Origin of the sequence: Microbacterium sp. Root280D1, assembly GCF_001428975.1 — a bacterium.
Taxonomy (GTDB): Bacteria; Actinomycetota; Actinomycetes; order Actinomycetales; family Microbacteriaceae; genus Microbacterium.
This window is the reverse complement of sequence record NZ_LMJK01000001.1, coordinates 1,137,947-1,160,185: the sequence shown is the minus strand read 5'-3', so window position 1 is coordinate 1,160,185 and position 22,239 is coordinate 1,137,947. Positions and strand designations below refer to the sequence as shown.

General features: G+C 67.3%; 22 protein-coding genes and 1 pseudogene. 5 read left to right on the top strand and 18 right to left on the bottom strand.

Features of this window, described 5'->3' with window-relative positions:
* The first annotated feature begins 77 nt into the window (after positions 1-77).
* Both ASE34_RS05600 and ASE34_RS05595 read left to right on the top strand, forming a co-directional pair.
* Positions 78-473 carry a YccF domain-containing protein gene (locus ASE34_RS05600; protein ID WP_053098990.1) on the top strand — a complete coding sequence of 132 codons (396 nt, stop codon included), beginning with the start codon at positions 78-80 and terminating at the stop codon, positions 471-473.
* A gap of 29 nt (positions 474-502) precedes the next feature.
* The gene (locus ASE34_RS05595) at positions 503-964 is read left to right on the top strand and encodes a hemerythrin domain-containing protein (protein ID WP_157538105.1); all 462 of its coding nucleotides are present in this window, start codon (positions 503-505) and stop codon (positions 962-964) included.
* A 6-nt stretch (positions 965-970) separates the two neighbouring features.
* On the opposite strand, the gene ASE34_RS05590 is transcribed toward ASE34_RS05595, so the two are convergent.
* Positions 971-1,957, bottom strand: a complete 987-nt coding sequence (locus tag ASE34_RS05590; protein ID WP_056277746.1) for a glycerophosphodiester phosphodiesterase family protein — start codon at positions 1,955-1,957, stop codon at positions 971-973.
* Positions 1,958-2,044: 87 nt separating this feature from the next.
* On the opposite strand from ASE34_RS05590, the gene ASE34_RS05585 reads away from it, so the two are divergent.
* Together ASE34_RS05585 and ASE34_RS05580 are read left to right on the top strand one after the other, a co-directional pair.
* Positions 2,045-2,971, top strand: a complete 927-nt coding sequence (locus ASE34_RS05585) for a Bax inhibitor-1/YccA family membrane protein (RefSeq protein ID WP_056277311.1) — start codon at positions 2,045-2,047, stop codon at positions 2,969-2,971.
* 159 nt (positions 2,972-3,130) lie between these two features.
* Positions 3,131-3,403 (top strand): GlsB/YeaQ/YmgE family stress response membrane protein, encoded by a 273-nt coding sequence (locus ASE34_RS05580; RefSeq protein ID WP_053098987.1) that lies wholly within the window; start codon positions 3,131-3,133, stop codon positions 3,401-3,403.
* 77 nt (positions 3,404-3,480) lie between these two features.
* On the opposite strand, the gene ASE34_RS05575 is transcribed toward ASE34_RS05580, so the two are convergent.
* From ASE34_RS05575 to ASE34_RS05525, 11 genes are all read right to left on the bottom strand, one after another.
* Positions 3,481-4,770: an RNA polymerase sigma factor gene (locus ASE34_RS05575; protein WP_056277308.1), complete on the bottom strand. Its 1,290-nt coding sequence runs from the start codon at positions 4,768-4,770 to the stop codon at positions 3,481-3,483.
* 1 nt (position 4,771) lies between these two features.
* Complete coding sequence (locus ASE34_RS05570) at positions 4,772-5,200, bottom strand: YciI family protein (protein WP_056277306.1); 429 nt, start codon at positions 5,198-5,200, stop codon at positions 4,772-4,774.
* A gap of 113 nt (positions 5,201-5,313) precedes the next feature.
* On the bottom strand, positions 5,314-6,252 hold the full coding sequence (locus tag ASE34_RS05565) for an L-lactate dehydrogenase (RefSeq protein WP_053098984.1): 939 nt from the start codon (positions 6,250-6,252) through the stop codon (positions 5,314-5,316).
* An 81-nt stretch (positions 6,253-6,333) separates the two neighbouring features.
* Positions 6,334-7,920, bottom strand: coding sequence for a glutamine-hydrolyzing GMP synthase (gene guaA, locus ASE34_RS05560; protein WP_053098983.1), 1,587 nt, complete (start codon positions 7,918-7,920; stop codon positions 6,334-6,336).
* The gene (locus tag ASE34_RS05555) at positions 7,917-8,387 is read right to left on the bottom strand and encodes a DUF3817 domain-containing protein (RefSeq protein ID WP_053098982.1); all 471 of its coding nucleotides are present in this window, start codon (positions 8,385-8,387) and stop codon (positions 7,917-7,919) included. The genes guaA and ASE34_RS05555 overlap by 4 nt, the downstream gene beginning before the upstream one ends.
* A gap of 40 nt (positions 8,388-8,427) precedes the next feature.
* Positions 8,428-9,405 (bottom strand): class I mannose-6-phosphate isomerase, encoded by a 978-nt coding sequence (locus ASE34_RS05550; RefSeq protein WP_056277304.1) that lies wholly within the window; start codon positions 9,403-9,405, stop codon positions 8,428-8,430.
* Positions 9,402-10,598 (bottom strand): ADP-dependent glucokinase/phosphofructokinase, encoded by a 1,197-nt coding sequence (locus ASE34_RS05545; protein ID WP_157538103.1) that lies wholly within the window; start codon positions 10,596-10,598, stop codon positions 9,402-9,404. Before ASE34_RS05545 ends, ASE34_RS05550 begins: the two co-directional genes overlap by 4 nt.
* A gap of 30 nt (positions 10,599-10,628) precedes the next feature.
* Positions 10,629-11,492 carry a ketose-bisphosphate aldolase gene (locus ASE34_RS05540; protein WP_053098979.1) on the bottom strand — a complete coding sequence of 288 codons (864 nt, stop codon included), beginning with the start codon at positions 11,490-11,492 and terminating at the stop codon, positions 10,629-10,631.
* 46 nt (positions 11,493-11,538) lie between these two features.
* A complete protein-coding gene (locus ASE34_RS05535) occupies positions 11,539-12,384 on the bottom strand; it encodes a carbohydrate ABC transporter permease (RefSeq protein ID WP_053098978.1) in 846 nt (281 codons plus the stop codon).
* Between the two features lie 2 nt (positions 12,385-12,386).
* Positions 12,387-13,310, bottom strand: a complete 924-nt coding sequence (locus ASE34_RS05530) for a carbohydrate ABC transporter permease (protein ID WP_053098977.1) — start codon at positions 13,308-13,310, stop codon at positions 12,387-12,389.
* Between the two features lie 83 nt (positions 13,311-13,393).
* Complete coding sequence (locus ASE34_RS05525; RefSeq protein WP_056277298.1) at positions 13,394-14,689, bottom strand: ABC transporter substrate-binding protein; 1,296 nt, start codon at positions 14,687-14,689, stop codon at positions 13,394-13,396.
* A gap of 249 nt (positions 14,690-14,938) precedes the next feature.
* Between ASE34_RS05525 and ASE34_RS05520 the strand changes: the two genes are divergently transcribed.
* Complete coding sequence (locus ASE34_RS05520; RefSeq protein ID WP_053098975.1) at positions 14,939-15,745, top strand: DeoR/GlpR family DNA-binding transcription regulator; 807 nt, start codon at positions 14,939-14,941, stop codon at positions 15,743-15,745.
* Between the two features lie 9 nt (positions 15,746-15,754).
* Here ASE34_RS05520 and ASE34_RS18125 read toward each other — a convergent pair whose 3' ends face one another.
* The 6 genes and pseudogenes from ASE34_RS18125 to ASE34_RS05500 form a co-directional block, all read right to left on the bottom strand.
* The gene (locus ASE34_RS18125; protein ID WP_056277295.1) at positions 15,755-15,949 is read right to left on the bottom strand and encodes a hypothetical protein; all 195 of its coding nucleotides are present in this window, start codon (positions 15,947-15,949) and stop codon (positions 15,755-15,757) included.
* Positions 15,950-16,000: 51 nt separating this feature from the next.
* Positions 16,001-16,105 (bottom strand): annotated as a pseudogene (locus ASE34_RS18330) (DUF2510 domain-containing protein); the annotation flags it as partial.
* The gene (locus ASE34_RS17905; RefSeq protein WP_162253849.1) at positions 16,102-16,242 is read right to left on the bottom strand and encodes a hypothetical protein; all 141 of its coding nucleotides are present in this window, start codon (positions 16,240-16,242) and stop codon (positions 16,102-16,104) included. The pseudogene ASE34_RS18330 and the gene ASE34_RS17905, both read right to left, overlap by 4 nt.
* Complete coding sequence (locus tag ASE34_RS05510) at positions 16,239-16,448, bottom strand: WXG100 family type VII secretion target (RefSeq protein ID WP_056277292.1); 210 nt, start codon at positions 16,446-16,448, stop codon at positions 16,239-16,241. Before ASE34_RS05510 ends, ASE34_RS17905 begins: the two co-directional genes overlap by 4 nt.
* 129 nt (positions 16,449-16,577) lie before the next feature.
* A complete protein-coding gene (locus ASE34_RS05505; RefSeq protein ID WP_056277290.1) occupies positions 16,578-21,218 on the bottom strand; it encodes an ExeM/NucH family extracellular endonuclease in 4,641 nt (1,546 codons plus the stop codon).
* 245 nt (positions 21,219-21,463) lie between these two features.
* Positions 21,464-22,222, bottom strand: a complete 759-nt coding sequence (locus tag ASE34_RS05500) for an SURF1 family protein (RefSeq protein ID WP_082298004.1) — start codon at positions 22,220-22,222, stop codon at positions 21,464-21,466.
* Positions 22,223-22,239: the final 17 nt, after the last annotated feature.

Sequence of the window (22,239 nt, the reverse complement as noted above, 5' to 3'; positions counted from 1 at the left end):
CGACCGGTGGCGGTTCGCCATCGGCCCGGGAGGCCGCGAACAGGCGGATGCTCAGACGTCGATGCGAGAATCGGCCCGTGCGCACGATCCTCAACATCATCTGGCTGGTCTTCGCCGGACTCGCTCTCTTCCTCGGCTACATGCTGGCCGGCATCCTGCTGTGCATTCCGATCGTGACGATCCCCTGGGCCATCGCCTCGTTCCGCATCGCCCGCTACGCGATCTGGCCGTTCGGGCGTGAGATCGTCAGCAAGCCGACCTCCGGAGTCGGCTCGTTCCTCGGCAACGTGCTCTGGGTCATCCTCGCCGGCTGGTGGTTGGCGATCGGACACATCGTCTCCGGCCTCGCGCTCTGCATCACGATCATCGGCATCCCGATGGGCATCGCCGACTTCAAGATGGTGCCCGTCTCGCTGATGCCTCTCGGCAAGGAGATCGTGTCGCGCCGCGGCGCCTTCGACCGCACGCTCTGACCGCGGATGCCGGCTCTAGAATTGCCGGGATGGATGCCGATCGCCTGATCGCCTGGGACGCAGAGCTGCGCCGGGCGCACACGAGACTCCGCGCCGCCCTCGAGGCCACGAGGGAGGCGGTGCAGGACGGTTCGGATGCTCCGGATGCCACGAGCGAGCTCGCGCTGTTCTGCATCGGCTTCTGCTCGGCCCTCGATGGGCATCATCTGAGCGAGGACCGCGCCCTGTTCCCCGCGCTGCGCGACCAGCACCCGGAACTCGGCGACGTGATCGCCAAGCTGATGCAGGATCACTCGATGCTGGCCCACCTGCTCGGAGGACTCCGCACGGCCGTCGAGAGCGGAGAGGGCAGCGAGACGCTGAAGCGCCACCTCGACGGCATCGGCGCGATCATGGAGTCGCACTTCCGCTTCGAGGAGCGCGAGATCCTCGAGCCGCTGCGAGCGCTCCACCTCGATCGCCCCGTTCCGGACGTGCTCGGCCCGTTCTGATCGAGGTCAGCCGCGAAAGAATCCGACCCCGAGGTCGGGGTGATCGACGAAGACCCCGTCGACTCCCGTGCGAGCGATGACGCCCCATTCGGCCTCGTAGTCCCCGTAGGCGCTCTTGCCTCCGTGGCCGCGGAACTCCGCCGAGAGGAAGGCGTTCTCCGGCCGACAGGTCCATGTGAAGACCGTGAGCCCGCGCGCGTGCGCATCGGGGACGATCGAGTTGCCTGCGGCGAGCAGCATGCGCTTGTCGACGCTGATTCCGTCGACCCGGCCGACGAGCGCATCGAGTCCCTGCGGGGTGACGGTGGCCGCATACGTGGGCGCCTGCGTGCCCTGAGCGACGACCAGATCGTACGCGCGTCCCGACGCCTCGATCAGATAGACGTACGACGCCGCGATGCCTCGGGCCCTCAGCTGTCCGAGGATCGTCGACTCGAAGGACTCCACGATCAGCGGCAGCTCGCCCTCGGCCCACCCCGCCGCACGCAGGTCGCGTTCGATCAGCGGCGCGAGGTCGAGGCCGATGCTCGCGAAGTATGTGGCGTGCTTGACCTCGAGCACCACGCCGATCTCGCGTCCGTACTCGACCGAGCCGGCCCGGACGATGTCGAGCACGTCGGTCAACCGCAGGATCGCCTGCGAACCGTCGAAGCTCGCGCTCGACACGCGCACCTTCGGGAGGCGCTCCCGGCTGCGCAACGTCGTGAGCTCATCCCAGGTGAAGTCCTCGGTGAACCAGCCGGTGAGGGCCTCGCCGTCGACGCGCTTGGTCGTCTTCCGGTCGGCGAACTCCCGGTGCTCGGCCACATCCGTGGTGCCGGAGATCTCGTTCTCGTGCCGCACGATGAGCACGCCGTCCTTCGTGGCGACGACGTCGGGTTCGACCGCATCGACTCCCATCGCGAGGGCGAGCTCGTATGACGAGCGACTGTGTTCCGGACGATAGCCGGGCGCACCGCGATGCCCGATCACGAGAGGCGATTTCCTGGGCACGCTCTCAGCGTAGAACACCCTGATGACCTGCCCTTCCGGGTATCGTGGAGGAAAGCGACCTACAACCCACTTTGGAGTGAGGCCCACATGAGCAACTTCGCCTTCAACAACCCGGCGTTCCAGCAGCAGGATCCGCGCAACGTCGCGACCTACCCGGGTGCCCCGCAGGGAGCGCAGGGGGCGCAAGCCGCATCGTTCCAGCACGGCACCATGGACGCCGCGGCGAACGCACAGCTGGAGGGCATGTACGCGGCTCCCCCGGCCGGAGCGATCGAGACCGACCGCATGTCCGTCGAGGACACCGTCTGGAAGACCGCCGGACTCTTCGCCATCCTGCTCGTCACCGCCGCCGTCGGCTGGTTCCTGACTCTGGGCGGCGTCGCCGCTCCCGAGCTGAACCCTTACAACCGCTTCGAGCCGAACCTCATGCCGTGGATCGTCGGCGCGCTCGGCGGCTTCGTGCTCGCGATGGTCATCACGTTCACCTCGCGCAAGAAGGTGCGCCCCGCGCTGATCTTCGCCTACGCCGCATTCGAGGGCCTCTTCATCGGCGGCATCTCGGCGTTCTTCGAGGTCCTGTGGCCCGGCATCGTCATGCAGGCGACCCTGGCCACGGTCTCGGTCGTCGGCGTGACCCTCGCTCTCTTCGCCAGCGGCAAGGTCCGCGCGTCGAAGAAGGCCACCAAGATCTTCATGATCGCCATGGTCGGCTACCTCGTGTTCTCGCTGCTGAACCTCGTGCTCATGTGGACCGGCGTCCTCCCCCAGGGACAGGCGTTCGGCCTCTACAGCGCTGAGATCTTCGGCATCCCGCTCGGTCTGATCATCGGCGTCCTGGTCGTCATCATGGCGGCCTACTCGCTGGTCCTCGACTTCGACCAGATCCAGCAGGGCGTGCGCAACGGCGCTCCCCGCAAGTACGGCTGGCTCGGCGCCTTCGGCATCATGGTCACGGTCGTCTGGCTCTACGTCGAGATCCTGCGCATCATCGCGATCGTCCGCGGCAACAACTGACCGCGAACCGCCTCACTCAGAGGCCCGTCCCTTCGGGGGCGGGCCTCTTGGCATATCCGAGGCCTCCAGCGCAAGGGGTTGGCTGATAATCAGCTGAGAGGGCACAGTGGATCACACGAGCCCTGGCACCCCAGGGCTCACGAAACAAAGGAGCTGAACATGAGCTTTCTCGGATTCCTTCTTCTCGGCCTCATCGCCGGAGCCATCGCGAAGCTGATCCTTCCCGGCAAGCAGGGTGGCGGATGGTTCATCACCCTCCTGCTCGGCGTCGTCGGCGCCCTCCTCGGCGGCTGGCTCGGAAGCCTGATCCTGAACCGTCCTCTCACGGAGTTCTGGGACCTGGGCACGTGGCTCCTCGCCATCGGCGGCTCGATCATCGTGCTGCTGATCTACGGCCTGATCGTCAACCGCGGCAGCAAGGCCCGCAGCTGACCTCATAGCAACACAGGAAACCGCCCTCTTCCCCAGCGACGCTGGTGAAGAGGGCGGTTTCTCTGTGTGCCGTCTGCTCAGCGCGCGTCGGCCTTGGCCTGCAGCAGCGCCCGCTCCCTGTCGTTGCCTGCGAGCGCTGCGGCGACGGCGAACTCGCTGCGCGCCTCCTCCGCGCGACCGAGTCGCAGCAGCAGTTCCCCCCGCGTCGCGGGCAGCAGGTGGTAACCGGCCAGCGCACCCGAGGCGCCGAGCCGGTCGATGATCTGCAGAGCGGATGCCGGGCCCGTCGCCATCGCGACGGCAGCCGCCCGGTTGAGCTCCACGACCGGCGAGGGAGCGATCCGACCGAGCGCCTCGTACAGGAGCACGATCCGCTCCCAGTCGGTGTCGTCGACGGACGCGGCTGTCGCATGGCATTCCGCGATCCCCGCCTGAAGGCCGTAGGGGCCGCGACCCGAGCCGAGTGCGTCAGCGGCCGCGAGCGCAGCACGTCCCCGCGCGATGCGGCTGCGATCCCAGCGACGACGGTCCTGGTCGGACAGGAGCACCGGTTCGCCGTGGGCATCGATCCGGGCGGGGAACCGCGCGGCGGTGAGCTCCATCAGGGCCAGCAGGCTGTGCACGTCGCGCTCGCGCGGCATCAGCGCGGCCAGCACCCGCGTGAGTCTGATCGCCTCGATACTCAGCTCGGGGCGCATCCAGTCGGGACCGCTGCTCGCGGCGTGCCCCTCGTTGAAGATCAGGTAGAGCACGCCCAGGATCGCTCCCAGGCGCTCTGCGTGCTCCTCCCGTGGTGGCATCTCGAACGGGACCTGCGCCGCACCGAGAGTCTTCTTGGCCCGCACGATGCGCTGCTGCACGGTCGCCGTCGGCACGAGGAACGCCCGGGCGATCTCCTCGCTCGACAGGCCGCCCACCACGCGGAGGGTGAGCGCCACCTGCGCCTCGCGCGAGAGCACCGGGTGGCACGAGATGAAGATCAGCCGCAGCACGTCGTCGTCGACCGCATCCGGGTCCCAGGGCGGCGCGTCTGCGGCATCCGCCTGCTCTCGCTCGAGGTCGTGGGCGAGCACGGCCATCCGGTCGTCGAGACGTTCGCGGCGCCGCCAGCCGTCGATCGCCTTGCGCTTCGCGACCGCCGTGAGCCAGGCGGCGCCGTTGCGCGGCACGCCCTCGACCGGCCACTGCCGCAGGGCATCGAGCAGCGCCTCCTGCGCGAGGTCCTCGGCGAGGCCGAAGTCGCCGACCACACGCGTCAGGGTCGCGACGATCTTCGCCGACTCGATGCGCCACACGGCGGCGACGGCCCGCCGCACGCCCTCGTCGGGTGCGTGGCGGACCGTCTCGCGGTGTGCGGAGTCGGTCATCTCACTGCTGGGCGCGACGCGCCTCATCCTCTTCGCGCCAGCCCTTCTCCTTCTCGATCCATTCGTTGTCGGCCGGGAAGTCGGACTCGTCGGTCACGCGCCGCACCTCGAGGAACGACCCCTTGCCGAGGGGAGCCCTGCTCGCCCACTCCGCCGCCTCTTCACGACTGGAGACCTCGAGGATCCAGAAGCCGTTGAACAGCTCCTTCGTCTCTCCGTAGGGGCCGTCGGTGATGAGAGGCTTCTCGGCGCTGAAGTCGACGACGAATCCCTCCGCCGCGTCGCTGAGGCCCTCGCCCGCAGCCAGCACGCCGGCCTTGATCATCGACTCGTTGTACTTGCCCATCGCCTCGATGACCTGCTCGAACGGCATCTCCTTGTACGCCTCGACCGCTTCGTCGTTCGAGCGCATGATCAGCATGTACTTCATGGTGTTCTCCTCGGTGGTGGGGCCGCCTGTCGACCCTCTCATTGAAGACGTCGAACGAAGATGCCGCAGATCGACATCTCCGCGAAAAAACTCCGGGAATCTCCGGTGGCCGATCAGTCGAGCTCGTCGACCGCAGCCCGGATCGCGTCGGCCGAGGCCCGCAGCAGTGCGAGTTCGTGCTCGCTCATGGGCGTCTCGGCCAACGGCACGGCCCCGGCAGCGCCCACCACCGAGGGCACCGACAGCGCGACACCGCGAAGCCCGTATTCGCCGTCGAGCACCGTCGCGACCGGAAGCACCGCCCGCTCGTCGTGCAGCACTGCCTCGGCGATGCGGGCGCAGCTGACACCGATCGCGAGATTCGTGGCTCCCTTGCCGCGGATGACGGCATAGGCCGCATCGCGCACCTCGACGGCGATGCGGTCGAGCTCGTCGACGGTGAACGGCTCATCGGCGGGCCAGTCGAGAATCGGCACCGAGCCGATGGTCGCGTTCGACCAGAGCGGGAACTCCGTGTCGCCGTGCTCGCCCACGATGTCGGCGTGCACGCTCGCGGTGCTCACATTCGCGCGATGCGCGAGCCGCCAGCGCAGACGCGACGTGTCGAGCACGGTTCCGGATCCGAAGACGCGATGCGGCGGCAGGCCCGAGACACGCTGGGCGACGACCGTCATCACATCGGCCGGATTCGTGACGATGATGAAGACGGCGTTCGGCGCGCGCTCGACGAGCTGCGGCATGAGCTTCTCGAGCAGACGAGCGTTGATGCCCGAGAGCTCCATGCGGGTCTGTCCCGGCTGCTGCTTCGCTCCGGCGGTGACGACGATCACGTCGCTGCCCTCGACGACGGCGAGGTCGGAGCCGCCGCTCACGGCCGCGGAGGTGAACTGCGTCCCGTGCGCGAGATCGAGCACCTCGGCATCCACCTTGTCGGTGGCGATGTCGTAGAGCGCGACCTCGGCCGCACTCCCCCGGATCAGCGCCGCATACGCGACGCTGACGCCCACACTGCCTGCACCGATCACCGTGATCTTCGTCCGCGCCTTGGTCATACGCTCATCCTGCCCGAAATAACGCGAACGGGCACGGACCGTGATGGTCCGTGCCCGTTCGAGATCAGGTGAGCGAGACGCTCACTCCCATTCGATGGTCCCCGGCGGCTTCGACGTCACGTCGAGCACGACGCGGTTGACGTCGCGCACGCCGTTGGTGATCCGGTTGGAGATCTTGGCCAGCACGTCATAGGGCAGGCGTGTCCAGTCGGCGGTCATGGCGTCTTCACTCGACACCGGACGCAGCACGATCGGGTGGCCGTAGGTGCGTCCGTCGCCCTGCACGCCGACCGAGCGGACGTCGGCGAGGAGAACGACCGGGCACTGCCAGATGTCCTGGTCGAGTCCGGCCTTGGTGAGCTCCTCGCGAGCGATGGCATCGGCCTCGCGGAGGATCTCGAGGCGGTCCTGCGTGACCTCGCCGATGATACGGATTCCGAGGCCGGGGCCGGGGAAGGGCTGGCGCCCGACGATGGCCTCGGGGATGCCGAGCTCGCGGCCGATCGCACGGACCTCGTCCTTGAACAGCGCGCGCAGCGGCTCGATGAGCTCGAAGTCGAGGTCATCGGGCAGCCCGCCGACGTTGTGGTGCGACTTGATGTTCGCGGTGCCTGCACCGCCGCCCGACTCGACGACGTCGGGGTAGAGCGTGCCCTGCACGAGGAACTTGACCGGGGCGCCGCCCGAGGCCTTCGCCTCGGCGACGAGGTCGAGCTGCACCTTCTCGAAAGCGCGGATGAACTCGCGCCCGATGATCTTGCGCTTCTCCTCGGGGTCGGTGACGCCCTCGAGGTGACCGAGGAAGACATCAGCCGCGTCGACCGTGATCAGACGCACGCCGGTCGACTCGACGTAGTCCTTCTCGACCTGCTCGCGCTCGCCCTTGCGGAGAAGGCCGTGGTCGACGAACACCGCGGTCAGCTGGTCGCCGATCGCCTTGTGCACGAGCGCGGTCGAGACCGCCGAGTCGACACCGCCGGAGAGGGCGGAGATGACGCGGGCGTCACCGACCTGCTCGCGGATGCGCTCGACCTGCTCGGCGATCACGTTGTCGCTGTTCCAGTCGGAGGCGAGCCCGGCTCCCTTGTGCAGGAAGTTCTCGAGCACCTGCTGTCCGTGGTCGGAGTGCTTGACCTCGGGATGCCACTGCACACCGTAGAAGCCGCGCTCCTCGTTCGCGAACGCCGCGACCTTCGTCGCGTCGGTCGTGGCGAGCACGTCGAACCCCTCGGGCGCCTTGGCGACCTGGTCGCCGTGGCTCATCCAGACGTTCTGCGCTGCCGGCTGGCCGCCGAGCAGCGTGCCGCCGTCGCCGGAGATGACGGCATCCGTCGCGCCGTACTCGCGAAGCCCGGTGTTCGCGACCTCGCCGCCGAGCGTCTGCGCCATGTACTGGAAGCCGTAGCAGATGCCCAGCGTGGGCACTCCGAGGTCGAACACGGCCGGGTCGAGGCGCGGGGCGCCCTCTTCGTAGACCGACGAGGGACCACCCGAGAGGATGATGGCGACGGGGTTCTTCTCGGCGATCTCGGCGGCCGTGGCGGTGTGCGGCACGATCTCGCTGTAGACACCCGCCTCACGCACTCGGCGGGCGATCAGCTGCGCGTACTGCGCGCCGAAGTCGACGACGAGCGCGGGGCGCTGCTGGGTCTCGGACTGTTCGGTCACCGGACACCTTCCGTGGCAGGGGCGGGGGCCGCGGCGGCCTCCCGGGAAGCGAGGTAGGCCTTGACGTCGCGGGCGACGATGGCCTCCATGAAGAACGACAGCAGCGGGATGACGCCGCCGAGCGCGAGCAGGATGAAGCGCAGGAACGGCCAGCGCATCAGGCTCCACATCCGGAAGCACGCGAAGAGGTAGACGACGTAGAACCAGCCGTGCGCGACGAGGATCGACAGCGAGATGTTGAGTCCGTCGCCGGTCGATTCGAGGCCCTCGGGTCCCTCGACCACGGGTGCGAACCACAGCAGACCGCCGGATCCCCCTGCGAAGAGCTCGAGTCGGATCGGCGTGTACTTCAGCACCATCTCGGCGACCAGCAGGAGCAGCATGACTCCGGTGATGATCGACGCGATCTGGTAGAACTTCAGCGCACCACGGATCGCCGGAAAGCTGGCGACTTTCGGTTCGGGCATGGCTCCAGTCTAGCCGGGGAGAATCCGCGTCGATTCCGAGTCAGGGCGCGGGCGGGCGGGCGACGAGAAGCTCGCCCGCGCCCGTCGCCTCGAGCACCCCGGCCGCGTCCGGCACGAGCAGCGAGGAACCGATGCGGAGTCTCCGTCCGTCGATCTCGATGTCACCGCCGCTCACGATCACGATCGAGAAGCCGCGACCGACGACGGTCGAGCCGTCGACGGGGATCCGCTCGAGTCGGAAGTACTCGTCCGCGGCGGCTGGGAAGACGGAACCGGAATCGGGGGCGGTTCCGATCAGCGCGTCCAGGTCTGCCGCCGAGCGCCCACGGGTGTTCACCGCGGCGAGCGCCAGCTCGAAGCCGAGACCGAGATGCCCGGCCTCCGCACCGTCGATCGCGAAGCCGTCCCACTCGAGAAGGATCGACAGATCCTCGGGCTGCTGGAGTTCGAGCAGCAGGATGCCGGCGCCGATCGCGTGCAGTTCGCCCGGCGGCACCCAGACGACGTCGCCCGCAACGACCTCCACCTCGTGCAGCAGACCGAGCAGTGCGTCCACGTCCTGCCGATCCACGAGGTCGGCGAGCGCCGCGGCATCGACGTCCTCCCGAAGTCCGACATGCACCGTGCCGCCCTGCAGCATGTACCACGCCTCTGCCTTGCCGTGTGCTCGACCGAGATGCGTCGCTGCGAAGTCGTCGTGCGGGTGCGCATGCACCGGCAGCCGCTGCCCCGCGTCCAGCAGCTTCACGAGCAGTCGCGTGTCCGCACCCCACCGTGCGACGTGGGCATCGCCCAGCCAGGCCGTCGGATCGTGCTCGATCGCGTCACGCAGCACGCGGCCGTCCGGGAGCGTGGTGAGCCCGACCAGGGGCTCGCCGTTGACCGTGGTCGTCGAGCCGATCCAGTCCTCCGGCTCGCGGGGAGCGTCACTGGCTTCGCCGCGGAAGGCGCTGATGCGCGCACCGCCGCGGTAGAAGCGCTCGGCGGGCCGGTTGGACGACAGCAGGATCGGGTTCACACGTTCTCCTTCGATCGCACGGCTCCGGCGAGGAAGCCGCCGACGAACGTGTCGCCGAGTCCGACGGTCGTCGGTGTGGCGACGTCGAGCGAGAATGCGGCGACCCCGACGGAACCGGGCAGACCGGCCTCGACGGCGGCGACGAGCGCCTCCCCTCCCCCGTGGCGGGGCATCGCATCGGTGTCGTCGACGTCCGCGGCGGTCAGGGCGTCGCCCACGCGGTAGCGGGTGGCGGCGACGCGGACGGCGGAGTCGAGGGCGGCACCGTGCCGGGCGGCATCCGGTCCGATGGCGATCGCCCAGTAGCGGGTGTGTACGACGAGTGCCCGCGCGGGGATGATCGCGTGCACCGCGCGGAGGGCGCGGATGACGTCGTCGGTGTCGAGGAGGTTCACCGCGCGTCCGAGGTACTCCTGCAGCTCATCCTCGTTCATGCCGTAGACATGGGTCTGCGGCAGCAGATGGCGGCGCACGGTGTCGGCGAAATCGCGCGTGTAGAAGCCTGCGTCCTCGTAGTAGACGAGCGCGTCGTCGGGGAGGCTGCGCATCGCGCCCTGCACCTCGGCGAGCCGGAGCTCCAGCAGGTCGTGATCCTGCATCGTGTTGAATCCCGAGACGAGGAAGACGCCCGCGTCGGCCAGCGTCGTCGGCAGATCGGTGGCGAGCAGCATCGTCCGGTTCGGCGGATCGTTCGCGAAGATCAGCCGATTGGGCGCGGGCGACAGGACGTCGCCGTCCGTGAGGCGCACGTGCGCGCCGACCGGATACTGCACGATCAGATGCGGGTCGAGGGTGTCCTCGGTCGCCGAGCAGATGTACGAGATCGTGTCCGGCAGCAGACGACGGACGTTGTCGTCGATGCTGACGAGGTGCTGCACGCTCGGGATGCCGAGGGCGTCGAGCACGAGCCCCGCTCGCACACCGGTGCCCCCGAGCGTGATCGCGTGCTCGAAGTGCGACACGAAGTCCTCGATCACCTCGGACGAGGCGACGAAACGCTCCGCCCCTGTCCCCGAGGCGACGAACGCGAGCACCGCCACCAGCAACGACCGTTCGTCGGTGATCGGCGCCGTGGTGGTGAGCTCGTGCCGCCGCACTCCGTGCGCGTGCGCCAGCCTGTCGAACACCGACGAATCCCACTTCAGCTCGTAGTCGACGGTGCCGCCGAGTCCGAGTACGAGAGTTCTGCCCACGTCGCCGATCATCCTTCCGAGATCCGGGGTTCAGTACAGCGACGCCTTGCCGTCCGCACCGAACAGCTCGATCTTCTCAGCAGCGGTGGCTTTCATGGCCTCGAGCGCCGCCGGCTGGATCGCGTTCGGCTCGCGCAGACGCTGATCGGTGCCGAGGATCTCGCGCATGCGGTTGTGGTACGAGACCTTGATGTCGCTCGAGATGTTGATCTTGTTCACACCCAGCTCGACGGCGCGGCGGAGTTCCGCATCCGGGTTCGAGGATCCGCCGTGCAGCACGAGCGGGATGCCGACCGCGGCCTTGATCTGCTCGAGCAGGTCGTGACGCAGCTCAGGGTTCTTGTCGCTCGGGTACAGGCCGTGCGACGTGCCGATCGCGATGGCGAGACTGTCGACGCCTGTCTCCTCGACGAAGCGCACCGCGTCTTCCGGGTTCGTGTAGATGATCTCGGCCGCTCCCGACTCGCCGTAGCTGTCGTTGGCGCCGATCGTGCCGAGTTCGCCCTCGACCTGGATGCCGACGGCATGCGCCGCGTCGACCACCTTGCGCGTGAGCGCGACGTTCTCGTCGAACGGCAGCAGCGATGCGTCGATCATGACCGAGGTGAAGCCGGCCTTGATGGCCGAGATGATCTCCTCGTAGCTTCCGCCGTGGTCCCAGTGGATCGCGACGGGCACGCTCGACCGGTGGGCGCGGGCGTGCATCGCGGGGATGAGGTCGGTGGTGATGTGCGACACCTCGTCGGGGTGGATCGCGATGATGACCGGAGCGGCCTTCTCCTCGCTGATGTCCATGATTCCGTTGAACATCGCCCAGTCGCTGATGTTGAACGCCGGGATGGCGAAGTTGTTGGCATTGGCGACATCGAGGATGGATTTGCCGGTGTAGAGCACGTGATTTCTCCTGTTTCGTGGTGGTCGTGGATCCGTCGGGACGACGTCAGCTCTTCACGGACCCCGCCGTGAGACCGCTGATGAAGTACCGCTGGAAGATGAGGAAGAGGATGAGGACCGGGATCGAGCCGAGCACGCTCATCGCCATGATCTGGTTCCACTCGTACGAGTGCTGCCCCATGAGCAGCTGGATGCCGATGGGCACCGTGCGCATGTCGATCGTGCGGGTGAGGGTGAGAGCGAAGAGGTACTCGTTCCACGCGATCATGAACGTGTAGATGCCGACGGACACGATCCCGGGGATCGAGATCGGCACGAGGATGCGCCACAAGGCGGTCATGGATCCGGCGCCGTCGACGCGGACGGCCTCGTCGAGCTCCTTGGGGAGGGTGTTGAAGTAGCCGGTCATCATGATGATCGCGTAGGGCAGCGTGAACACCATGTAGGTGAGGATCAGCCCGAGGTACGAGTTGTACAGCCCGAGCGCCACCATCAGACCGAAGTACGGGATCAGCAGGGTGATGGGTGGCACGGCCTGCACGCTGACGATGACAACGTTGAGGATGCGCTTGCCCCGGAAGTCGAACCGGCTGAACGCGTACGCCGCCTGGATCGCGACGAGGAGGGTGAGGATCGTGACGGAGCCCGCGACGACGTAGCTGTTGAAGAAAAACCGCATCGTCTCGGGGTTCGTGAAGATCGCGATGTAGGCGTCGAACGAGAACGTGTCGGTGACCAGACGAGGAGGCAGTTCGAAGATCTGCGTGTTCGACTTGAACGAGCTCGACAGCATCCACAGCACGGGGCCTGCGGCGAACACTGCTCCGAGGATGAGGCCGATCATGACCCCGGTCTTGGCGACGCGGCGCTGGTTCTGCACGGTGAGAGCCATGGTCAGTCCCTCGCTTTCTGGTGACGGACGTAGAAGACGGCGAGCACCATCGACATGAGCAGGACCAGCACGGCAGAGGTCGCCGCGAGCGAGAAGTCGTACTTCGCGAAGGCGAGCTTGTAGGTGAAGGTGCTGAGCACCTCGGTCACGTCGATCGGTCCGCCACCCGTGGTCATCCAGATGAGCGCGAACTGCTGCGACGTCCAGATCAGGTCGAGCAGCACGAGGCTGACGATGATGGGACGCAGCTGCGGGATGGTGACGTTCCAGAAGCGCTGCACGGCACCCGCGCCATCGACGGTGGCAGCCTCGTTCAGCTCATTCGGGATGCCCTGGAGGCCGGCCAGCAGGCTCACCATGAAGAAGGGGTATCCCGCCCAGATGTTGATGAAGATGATGGTGCCGAGCGCGAGCTGCGGCGATGCGAGCCATTCGATGTCGGTGTTGAGCAGGAAGTTCACCACACCGTTCGGGGCGAGGAGCATCCGCCACAGCACGGCGATCACGGCGACCGTGAACAGCCACGGCAGCACGTACAGGGCCCGGAAGAAGGACCGTGAGAACCGACCGAGCAGCGGGCTGTTGAGCATCATCGCGAAGGCGAGACCGAGCACCAGGTGCGCCACCACGCTCGTCACCGTGAAGAGGATGGTGTTGCCCGTCGCCTTCCAGAAGCGCGGATCCGACAGGATCTCGACGTAGTTGCCGATGCCGACGAACTCGGGCGACTTGTTCAGGATCACGTTGTCCTGGAACGAATAGCCGATCACCATGACGATCGGCACGATCATCAGCACGAACAGCAGGATGATGGTCGGCGAGAGGAAGGCGTACGACTCGGTCGTCTTGCGCAGCTGCCGTCGGCGACGCGACAGCGCGACTCCGGTGACGATCACCTCGGTGTCGTCGGACGTTCTCAGGCTCATGGGAAGCGTGGCTCCTTGGTTGGTCGGGTGCCGCATCGCATCGGGAGCGATGCGGCACCCCGTTCAATGCGGGTCGTGGGAGATCAGAACTCCGCGACCCACGCGTCCTGCGCCTTCTTGAGCGCGTCGTCGATCGACTGCTGACCGTCGAAGGCCGACTGCAGCTGCTCGCCGAGCTGACGCATCAGCTCCTCCGCCACGGGGAGCCCGGTGAACTCGTTCGCCGGGTAGCCCGCCTGGTAGATCTCGAACGCCGTCTTGAACAGCTCATCGTCCTCGACGAACCCGGGGACCGACTTCGAGTTGCCGGGGAACGCGTTCGCCATCGTCGAGAGCTCCGAGTTGGTCTGCTCGCTCATGAGGAACTCGACCAGCTTGAATGCCGCCTCCTTGTGCTCCGAGTTCTCGGCGACGCCGATGCCCCAGGATGCGTAGGGGATGCCGCGCTCGCCGTCGTATCCGTCCTCGGCCGGCAGCGCCGAGATCGAGAACTTCAGATCGGGGTTCGTCTCGCGGATCAGGTTGATGTGCGCGAGCGAGTCGATCATCATGCCGACACGACCGTTGGTGAACTCCTCGACCTTGTCCTGCTCCTTCATCGTGAAGGAACCGGAGGCGATCGAGCCGTCATCCCACATGCCGCCGATGAAGTCGACCGCCGACGTCACGTCGTCGTTCGTCAGATCGGGCTGACCGTCTTCGAGCATCGAGCCTCCGGAGGCCCACACCCACGACATGACGTCGTTCTGCACGCCGTTCGGCGCTTCCAGGGAGAGCGGGAGCACCCAGCCCGACACGTCGCCGCCGAGCGCCGAGACCTTCGATGCCGCGTCGGCGAACTCCGTGCGCGTGGCCGGCGGGGCGGTGACGCCCGCATCTGCCAGCAGCGTGTCGTTGGTGAACATCGGGTAGACGAAGTTCACCACCGGGATCATGTATGTGCTGTCATCGACCTGGATCTGGCTCGCCAGCTCGCTGTCGTCGTAGTCGTACTCCTCCATGAGTGCGGTGAGGTCTGCGATCACTCCCTGAGAGGCGAAGTCGTTGACCCACGCGCCGTCTAGGCCGACGACGTCCGGCATGGTGCCGGAGGCCGCTCCCGCGAACAGCTGCTCCTTGGTCGATGCGTACGGTCCGCTCACGAGCTTGACCGTGACGCCCGGGTTGGCGTCCTCGAATTCGTCGATGAGCGCCCGGAACTCACCGTCGGGGAGCTCGGGCTCCCACCACTGGGCGAACTCGATGGTGACGTCTCCGCCATCCCCTCCATCGGTTCCGCTGTCGCCTGCCGCGCACCCTGCCACGGCCAGGACTGTCACGGCTGCTGTCGCTGCGCCGGCGAGCTTCAGAATGCGTCGCCCTCGCCCCACTGTGATCATCACTTCTCCTCTTCGAGATCGTGCCGCATTCGCGCTTCAATGCTTGTTCATGCGGTTTTGAGCAATGTTATGCCGTAGTTTGCGAGATCGTCAAGCATTCTCTGCATCTATTTCGACTTGTAACTACAGATTTCACGACTGTACCCGCATTGTCACGGCGAAAACCAAGTTGGTCGCGTGGATACGTCGGATGCCGATCTCTGCCGAAGTCTGCCGGTTTATCTGCGCACCTGTGCTAGAGATGTCTGCATGGAAGCAACTCCGTCGCCCAAGCGTCGACTCCCCGCCGGCCGCAAAGCCGACCTCGCCGCCTACGTCGAACAGGTCGGCGAAGTGACCGTCGGAGGTCTCGCAGAGCACTTCCACGTCTCGATCGACACGATCCGTCGGGACCTCGATCAGCTCGACCGAGAGGGCGTCGTCATCCGCACCCACGGCGGAGCGGTCAGCGCCGAGGGGCAGCTCAAGGACCGGGCGCTCGACGTCCGTCTCCGGCTGCAGACGGAGGAGAAGGAGACGATCGCGCGTCTCGCGGCGGGACTCATCGACGACGGAGCGGTCGTGATGCTCAACGCCGGAACGACGACGCTGGCTCTCGCTCGGGCGCTTCGCAACCATCGCGACCTGACGATCGCCACGAACAACCTGCGGATCCCCGCGGAGATCTCGCCCTCCGCCTTCCGCGACCTCTACGTGTTCGGCGGGGCCGTGCGGGCGATCACCCAGGCCACCACCGGACCCGTCGCGTTCATGATGACCCCGGGCGGCCCGGAAGTGGACATCCGCTGCGATCTGGCACTGATCGCCGTGGGCGCCATCGACGAGGCCGGGTTCTCGACGTCGAACATGGGGGACGCGAACATGATGGCCGAGATGATCCAGCGGGCCGAGCGCACCGCGATCCTCGCCGACTCGTCGAAGTTCGGCCGACGCCTGTTCGCTCAGGTCACCACGCTCGACCGAGCCGACTACCTGGTGACGGATTCGTCCCCGGCGCCGGCGTTCGCCGCCGCTCTCGCGCAGGCAGAGGTCGAGGTCATCAGCCCCTCAGCCTGACCGCTCTCGTCATCGGGAGGCGACCGGGCCACCGGGGGTGGGGGGAACAGCCACGATCAGGCGCGACCCGGTGATCGCGGCGGCGACGATCGCCGCCGTGCCGGCGACCGGCAGCAGGGCGAGCGCGAACGCCGCGCTCGGACCGAAGGCGAACGCGAAGACCAGGAAGGCCGCCCAGGCGACCACGCCGACTCCGACCCACATCCACTGCATCCTGGTCGTCGCTGTGCGAAGTGCCGTGGCCGTGATCGGTCGCCCGTGATGGATGACGTTCTCCGTCCATTGGCGACCGTCCCACCACCTCTGGGTGCGTCGATGGACGTCGTACCGGCCCGGTGCAACGGGTCCGCCGCCGCTCATGAGGCGAACGAGGGCTGGGGCCACGAGGGCAGGGCGGTGCACGAGAGAACCCCCGAGAGCACGGATGCGCGAGACTCCGAGTCGCCTCGTCCGATGACAGCGTCGATGCGGGCGGTCAGGTCGTCTGAGGGAGTCATGCGTCGAGACTGTAGGCATGGTCCGCTTGCCACTGGTCGTGCCGACTCTCGTAGGCGTCTGCGGCTTCGCCGTCCCAACCTGCGAGCATCACCTGCGAAGCGCTGTCGAGAGCGGCACCCTCGGCCCGCAGATCGGAAAGCGACCCGAGCAGGACATCGATCATGGTCTGGATCTGGTCGAAATCGACCTCGACTGCTACCCCCATGCCAGCACCATGACATCCCTCCTCCGCGCTGCAACGCGGCACCCTGACGAACCACGGGAACGACGAAGGCCGCCGGGATCACTCCCGACGGCCTTCGCGCGTGTCAGGCGGGCGTGCCGCCTATCGAGGTCAGAACCAGCCGGAGATGAGGTCCCACAGCCAGTCGATGATGCCGCCGATGATGCCGCCCGCGCGGTTGACGGTGACGGTGGCCGTCGCCTCATCGCCGTCGGCCTGAGCGACCGCGACCGTGTACTTGCCCGGCTGCGTGCTCTTCGGCACCGTGACGGTGGTCGAGAACGTGCCGTCGGCGGTGACCTGAACGGTGCCGACGTCGAGGGCCGCGCCCTTCTTCGGTCGCAGCTGCACGGTCACCGTCTCACCCGGCTGGTAGCCCTCGCCGGTGATCGTGAGCTTCTTGCCCGCTGCCACCTTCGACGAGCCGAGGTCGATCGATCCTGCGAACTCGACCGGCTCCTCCCCCGCGATCGAGAACGGCACCTGCACGGTGGTCCCGGTACCGGCGACGGCGACGGTGAGCAGCTGCTCACCGAAGACACCCGCCGGAACAGTGAAGCCGAGCGACGCGCGCCCTGCCTCATCGGTCGTGTCGACGATCGTGGGATCGACGGCGCTCGCAGCGAGCTGGGTGCCGCCGAGCGACAGGGTCACCTCGCCGGGCACCTGCTCCCCCGCACTGAACGCCAGCGACGAGAGAGCGACCGTCACCTGGTCGCCGGCGCTGTAGCCGTCGGCATCCGGTGCACTGACCGAGACTCCCACCGCGCGCTGCGCGAGGTCGGGGGTCGCCGTCTTGTTCGCATCGAACCAGTCGACCATCGACTGCAGGTCGATCTTGCCGGTGTCACGCTTGCTCGAGCCCTCCTTGAAGGTGAAGAAGTTGTCTCCACCCCCGGCGAGGAACGAGTTCGCTGCGACCGTGTAGTTCGCCGCAGGGTCGATCGGCGTCCCGTTGAGCGTGATCGACGTGATCCTCGATCCCTGAGCCGCGGCCGGATCGTAGGTGTAGACGAGACCCTCCGATACGCCGAGCTTCAGGAACGGACGGGCCGAGCCTGCCGGCTGCCACTGCTCTTCGAGCACGCCCTTGAGCTGCACGCCGCTCAGCGACAGGGTCACCAGCGTGTTGGCGAACGGCTGCACCGTGGCCGCCTCGCGGTAGGTGACATTGCCGTTCGGGTCGTTGGCGTTCGACGAGGCGTACGTCAGGTTGGCGCGGATGCCTCCCGGGTTCATCAGCGCGATGTCCGCACCGGTGGACCACTTCTGCACGTCGGCGACGAAGTTGCCGATGGTGGACTCCCCACCGCGGTTCTCCGAGCCGTTCGTCTGACGAGCGCGGTTGAAGTCGGCGGTGATGTCTCCGACCTTGACCGCGCCGAGCACGTCGGCCTCAGCCTTCGCCTTCGCGACGATGTCGGCGACCTCCGGGACGGCCGGGTAGAGCGCCTTCCCTGCCGAGGTGAGGGGCTTGATCTCGTTGGTGATCGAGATCAGGTCCTTCGTCTTCGGGTCGACCTGGATGTTCATCAGTCCGAGGTTCTCGCCGTACTGCCCGGCCGAGATGACCGGACGCCCGTCGATCACGTGGTTGTAGGCGAGGTGCGTGTGTGCCGAGACGATCGCGTTCACGTCATCGTCCACGCCGTAGACGATCTCGCCCAGGGGCGAATCCGGCGTGATGCTCGACAGCTCGACGCTCGATGCTCCCTCGTGAACGAGAAGGATGACGACATCCGCTTCGCCGTTGGACGCGTCTCCGTCACGCAGGTCGTCAGCCACGGCGTTCACCGAATCGACGATGCTGCGCACCTCGAGATCCGCGATGCCCTCAGGCGACACGAGCGAGTCGAGGTCTTCGGTGACGGCGCCGACGAAGCCGACGCGCACGCCGTCGAGCTCCTTCACCCAGGCCGGTGCGAGCGCGGGCTCGCCCGTCTCGGTGACGAACACGTTCGACGAGATGTACTCCCAGTCCGCGCGGTCCTGCACGCGGTCGCGCAGGTCCTCCCAGCCCTGGTCGAACTCGTGGTTGCCCGCGGCACTGACGTCGAGGCCGGCGGCGTTGAGCGCGTCGATCGTCGGGTTGTCATCGTTGATGAAGGAGGTGAACGTCGATGCGCCGATCAGATCGCCGACACCGGCGAAGATCGTGTTCGGGTTCTCGGAACGGAACTGCTGCACGGCTCCGGCGACGACCGCCGCGCCTGCGGCAGCGCCGTCGGCCTCGATGCGACCGTGGAAGTCGTTCATGGTGACGACGTCGATGCTCACCGGCGGGACCTCGGAGGAGACGCCGACGATGATCGGGTCGTGGTCGCTGGAGCGGAACGGTGTTCCCGCCTCGGTGGCGCCGAACGCGTAGCCGCGGTCGCTCCACTCCGGAGAGTTGATGCTCCACACACCCGCGCCCGTGATGGATGCGGCGAGCGACGGCGACGCGAGCACGTGGTCGAGCGAGCCGAGCTCGCCGTCGAACGTGTACGTGTGCTGTTCCGGAGCCTTCTCGCGTGCGACGTCGCTCCACCCCTCGCTCGTGAAGACCTCGATCGGGTCCTCCTTCGCGTAGGCGTTGAAGTCACCGATCAGCAGGATGTCGCTGCTGCCTGTCGTCTCCTCGATCTCGGTGGTGAAGGTCTTGAGCGAGTTCGCCTGCTTCACGCGGTCGGCGTTGAAGAAGCCCTGGCCGTCTGCCGGCTCGGCGCCGCCGCCCTCGGGTGCCGACTTCGACTTGAAGTGGTTCGCCACCACCGTGACGACGCGTCCGTCGATGTCGAACGCCTGCGCGATCGGCTCGCGGGCGTTGCCCCAGACGCTCTCGTCCGTCACGGTCAGGCTGTCGCCGACCGTCTCGACCGCGTCCTTCTTGTAGATGATCGCGCTCGTGATGAAGTCGGTCGTCGCCGAGTCGTTCAGCTCATCGGGAGTGCGGACGTAGTCCCACTCCGCGCTGCCGAGTGCGTCGTTGAGCCCGTCGACCAGATCGGCCAGCGCCTCGTCGAGCGAGCCGCCGAGCTTGATCGAGTTCTCGATCTCCATCAGCGACACGATCTCGGCGTCGAGGCCGTTGATCGCCGCGACGATCTTCGACTTCTGGATCTCGAACTGGGCAGCATTCGCCGCGCCTCGTGCGTTCGAGTTCTCGCTCTTCAGCGTGGTGAAGTAGTTGAAGACGTTGAACGACGCCACCTGCACGTCGCCGCCGACCGTCGGGGCGGTGTCCGTGCGAGGGTTCGTGGGCTGGAAGCCGACCTTCAGGTCGGCGGACGACGTGCTGTCGATCGGCACGACCGGCTGAAGACGCCAGTCGTCGAAGCCGTACTGGAGCACGTACCCGTTCTCGCTGAAGTCGACCGTGTCGCCGTTGCGGACGACGAGGTCCTTCGTGAAGTACGGCTGGTCGTTGGGGTGCCCGCTGTTCGAGACCTGGATCGACCACCCGTCGTCGAGCAGGATCCGGTTGGCGCGGTTCGCCGCGGTGATCGCCGCCGCCTCGGCTCCCGGACGCACGAGCTCCGTGCTCTTGACGTTGAGATCCGCCCCGGCGTTCAGCCAGAGGGTTCCGAAGTTGAAGAGCTGGTGGCTGGAAGCCAGGCGATAGGTGCCCGCCGGGGCCACGTACATGTTCTCGTACTGCTCACGGTCGCCGCCGACGGCGGCGTCGGGAAGCGGGGTGACCTCGGGAACGCCCACCCCTGCCTGCAGGACCGAGATGCCGGTCAGCGCTGCCGGGTTGATCTGCGTCTGGCCGAAGTACTCGCTGACCGAGCCGGTGACCGAGACGCGATCGCCGATCGCGAGCGTGGGAGCGAGCGCGTTGAGGAAGACGAAGACGCCGTCCGATGCGCCGGGGGTCGCGTCGACCGCGCCGCCGGAGCCCTCGGTCTGGATCACGATGCCCTTGTAGCCGCCGGTCCGATAGTCGGCGGTGACGATGCCCTCGACCGTGACCGTCTGGCCGTTCAGCGGCGAGACGTCGGTCGTTCCCTGGACGTCGGCGATCGACACGTCGGTCGGCTCGGGCTCGGGCTCAGGATCGGGGTCGGGGTCGGGGTCGGGAACCGTGCCCGCATTCTGCGGCGTGATGGTGGCCGACAGGCTGAAGTCCGCCTTGTTGTCGTCGGTGTCCTTGCCGCCCGTGCGGTTGAGCGATTTGACGTCGGTGTTGCCCGTGGGAGGAGTCGCGGCGGCAGTCTCGAATGTGTTCGAGGTGCCGTAGCCGAGCACGTCGATGACGCCGTCGACACCCGTGACCGAGCCGGGGGTCAGTGTGACCGCCGCGGTGCCCTCGACCAGCGCGAGAGTGCCGTTCGTTCCGCTCGGGTTGAGGGTGCTGACGACGTCGGCCGTCGGCAGTGCTGCGCCGTTGGCTCCGTTGCTGCCCGCCTGCACGAGATAGTGGCCGCCGGCGGGGATGACGCCGGTCAGCGGCGCGACGCCGTTCGAACCGCCCGTTCCTGTCGCGGATCGATACTGCAGCGAGAGCCCGTCGAGGGTGACGGGTGCCGCCGTGGGGTTGTAGAGCTCGACGAACTTGTTGGTGAACGCCGCCCCGGCACTGCCCCCGGAGAGGTAGGCCTCGTTGATCACCACCCCCGTTCCCGAGACGTCTGCGGAGGCTGGCGCGGCGATCAGGGCGCTGGCGCCCAGTGCGGCGACGCAGGTGGCGGCGAGAACGCCGAGACGCCCCCGACTTCTGCGGTCTGACCCGGGAACCTGATGGTTCGCGGCGTCGGGAGCGGACATCATCTGTGTTGTCTCCTCGGGTGTGTTCTGGCGACGGCTCTCGTGAAACCGGGCGGTGCGGGCTCTCAGCCGACGCACATGTGAGCGAGCATACGGAGGCCCTCCGACAACCTCAACGGAGTTTTCCGATTGGTAACCAAGCCCTCACCGAACGTCCGGACCCGCCCCTGACGAAGGTGGAATATCGGACCGCGAACCGCTCACATGCGCGCGCAGCGCCGCGCGGATGCGGGTCGAGTCAGGCGGAATCAGACGGAGTCGCCGGCGGCGGTCGCTGCGTCCTCGAACTCCTCGACCTCACGCTCCCAGGCGTCCTTGGCGAGTCGATACCAGAGGTAGAAGGCGAACCCGGCGAAGATCGCCCACTCCGCGGCATAGAAGATGTTGAGCCAGTTCACCGGCGACTGCTCCTCGGGTGCAGGCGAGGAGATGTCCGTGAGACCTGCCGTCGCCGTGATCGAGGCGAGGTACGGCCGATACACGTCGAGCTCGTCGACGTCGTGCCAGTGGCTGAGCAGCGCAGCGGTCGACATGCGGTCCATGCGCTGGGGATCGTCCTTCGGCGGCACCGATGGCCCCTCGTCCGAGATCACCCGACCGACGAGGGATACGTCCTCTGCGCTCTCGTCGAGCTTCTCGACGGCCGCCTCGGCGACGGCACGGTCGGCGGTCCAGCCGATCGCGACCGCGATCGATGTGCGCTCCGCGACCCGCAGCTGACCGGTCACCCAGTAGCCCTCGACGCCGTCGTTGAACCGACTCGACACGATGAGGAAGTCATCGCGGATCCAGGTCCCCGACGTCTCGACCTTCTGCCCGACCAGCGGCTCGGGGAGGTACGCACCCGGCTCGACCACATCGGTCAGCGGTCGCACCTGCTCGGTCGCTCCTGCGGGCGGCGGATCGGTCTCGATCGCGCGCTCGAGCTGCCACTGCCCCAGCCACGCGAACACGCCGGCCACCACGAGGCACAGCACGAGCATCCCGATCCAGCGTCCCCGGAGCATGACCTCGCGGAGAGTCG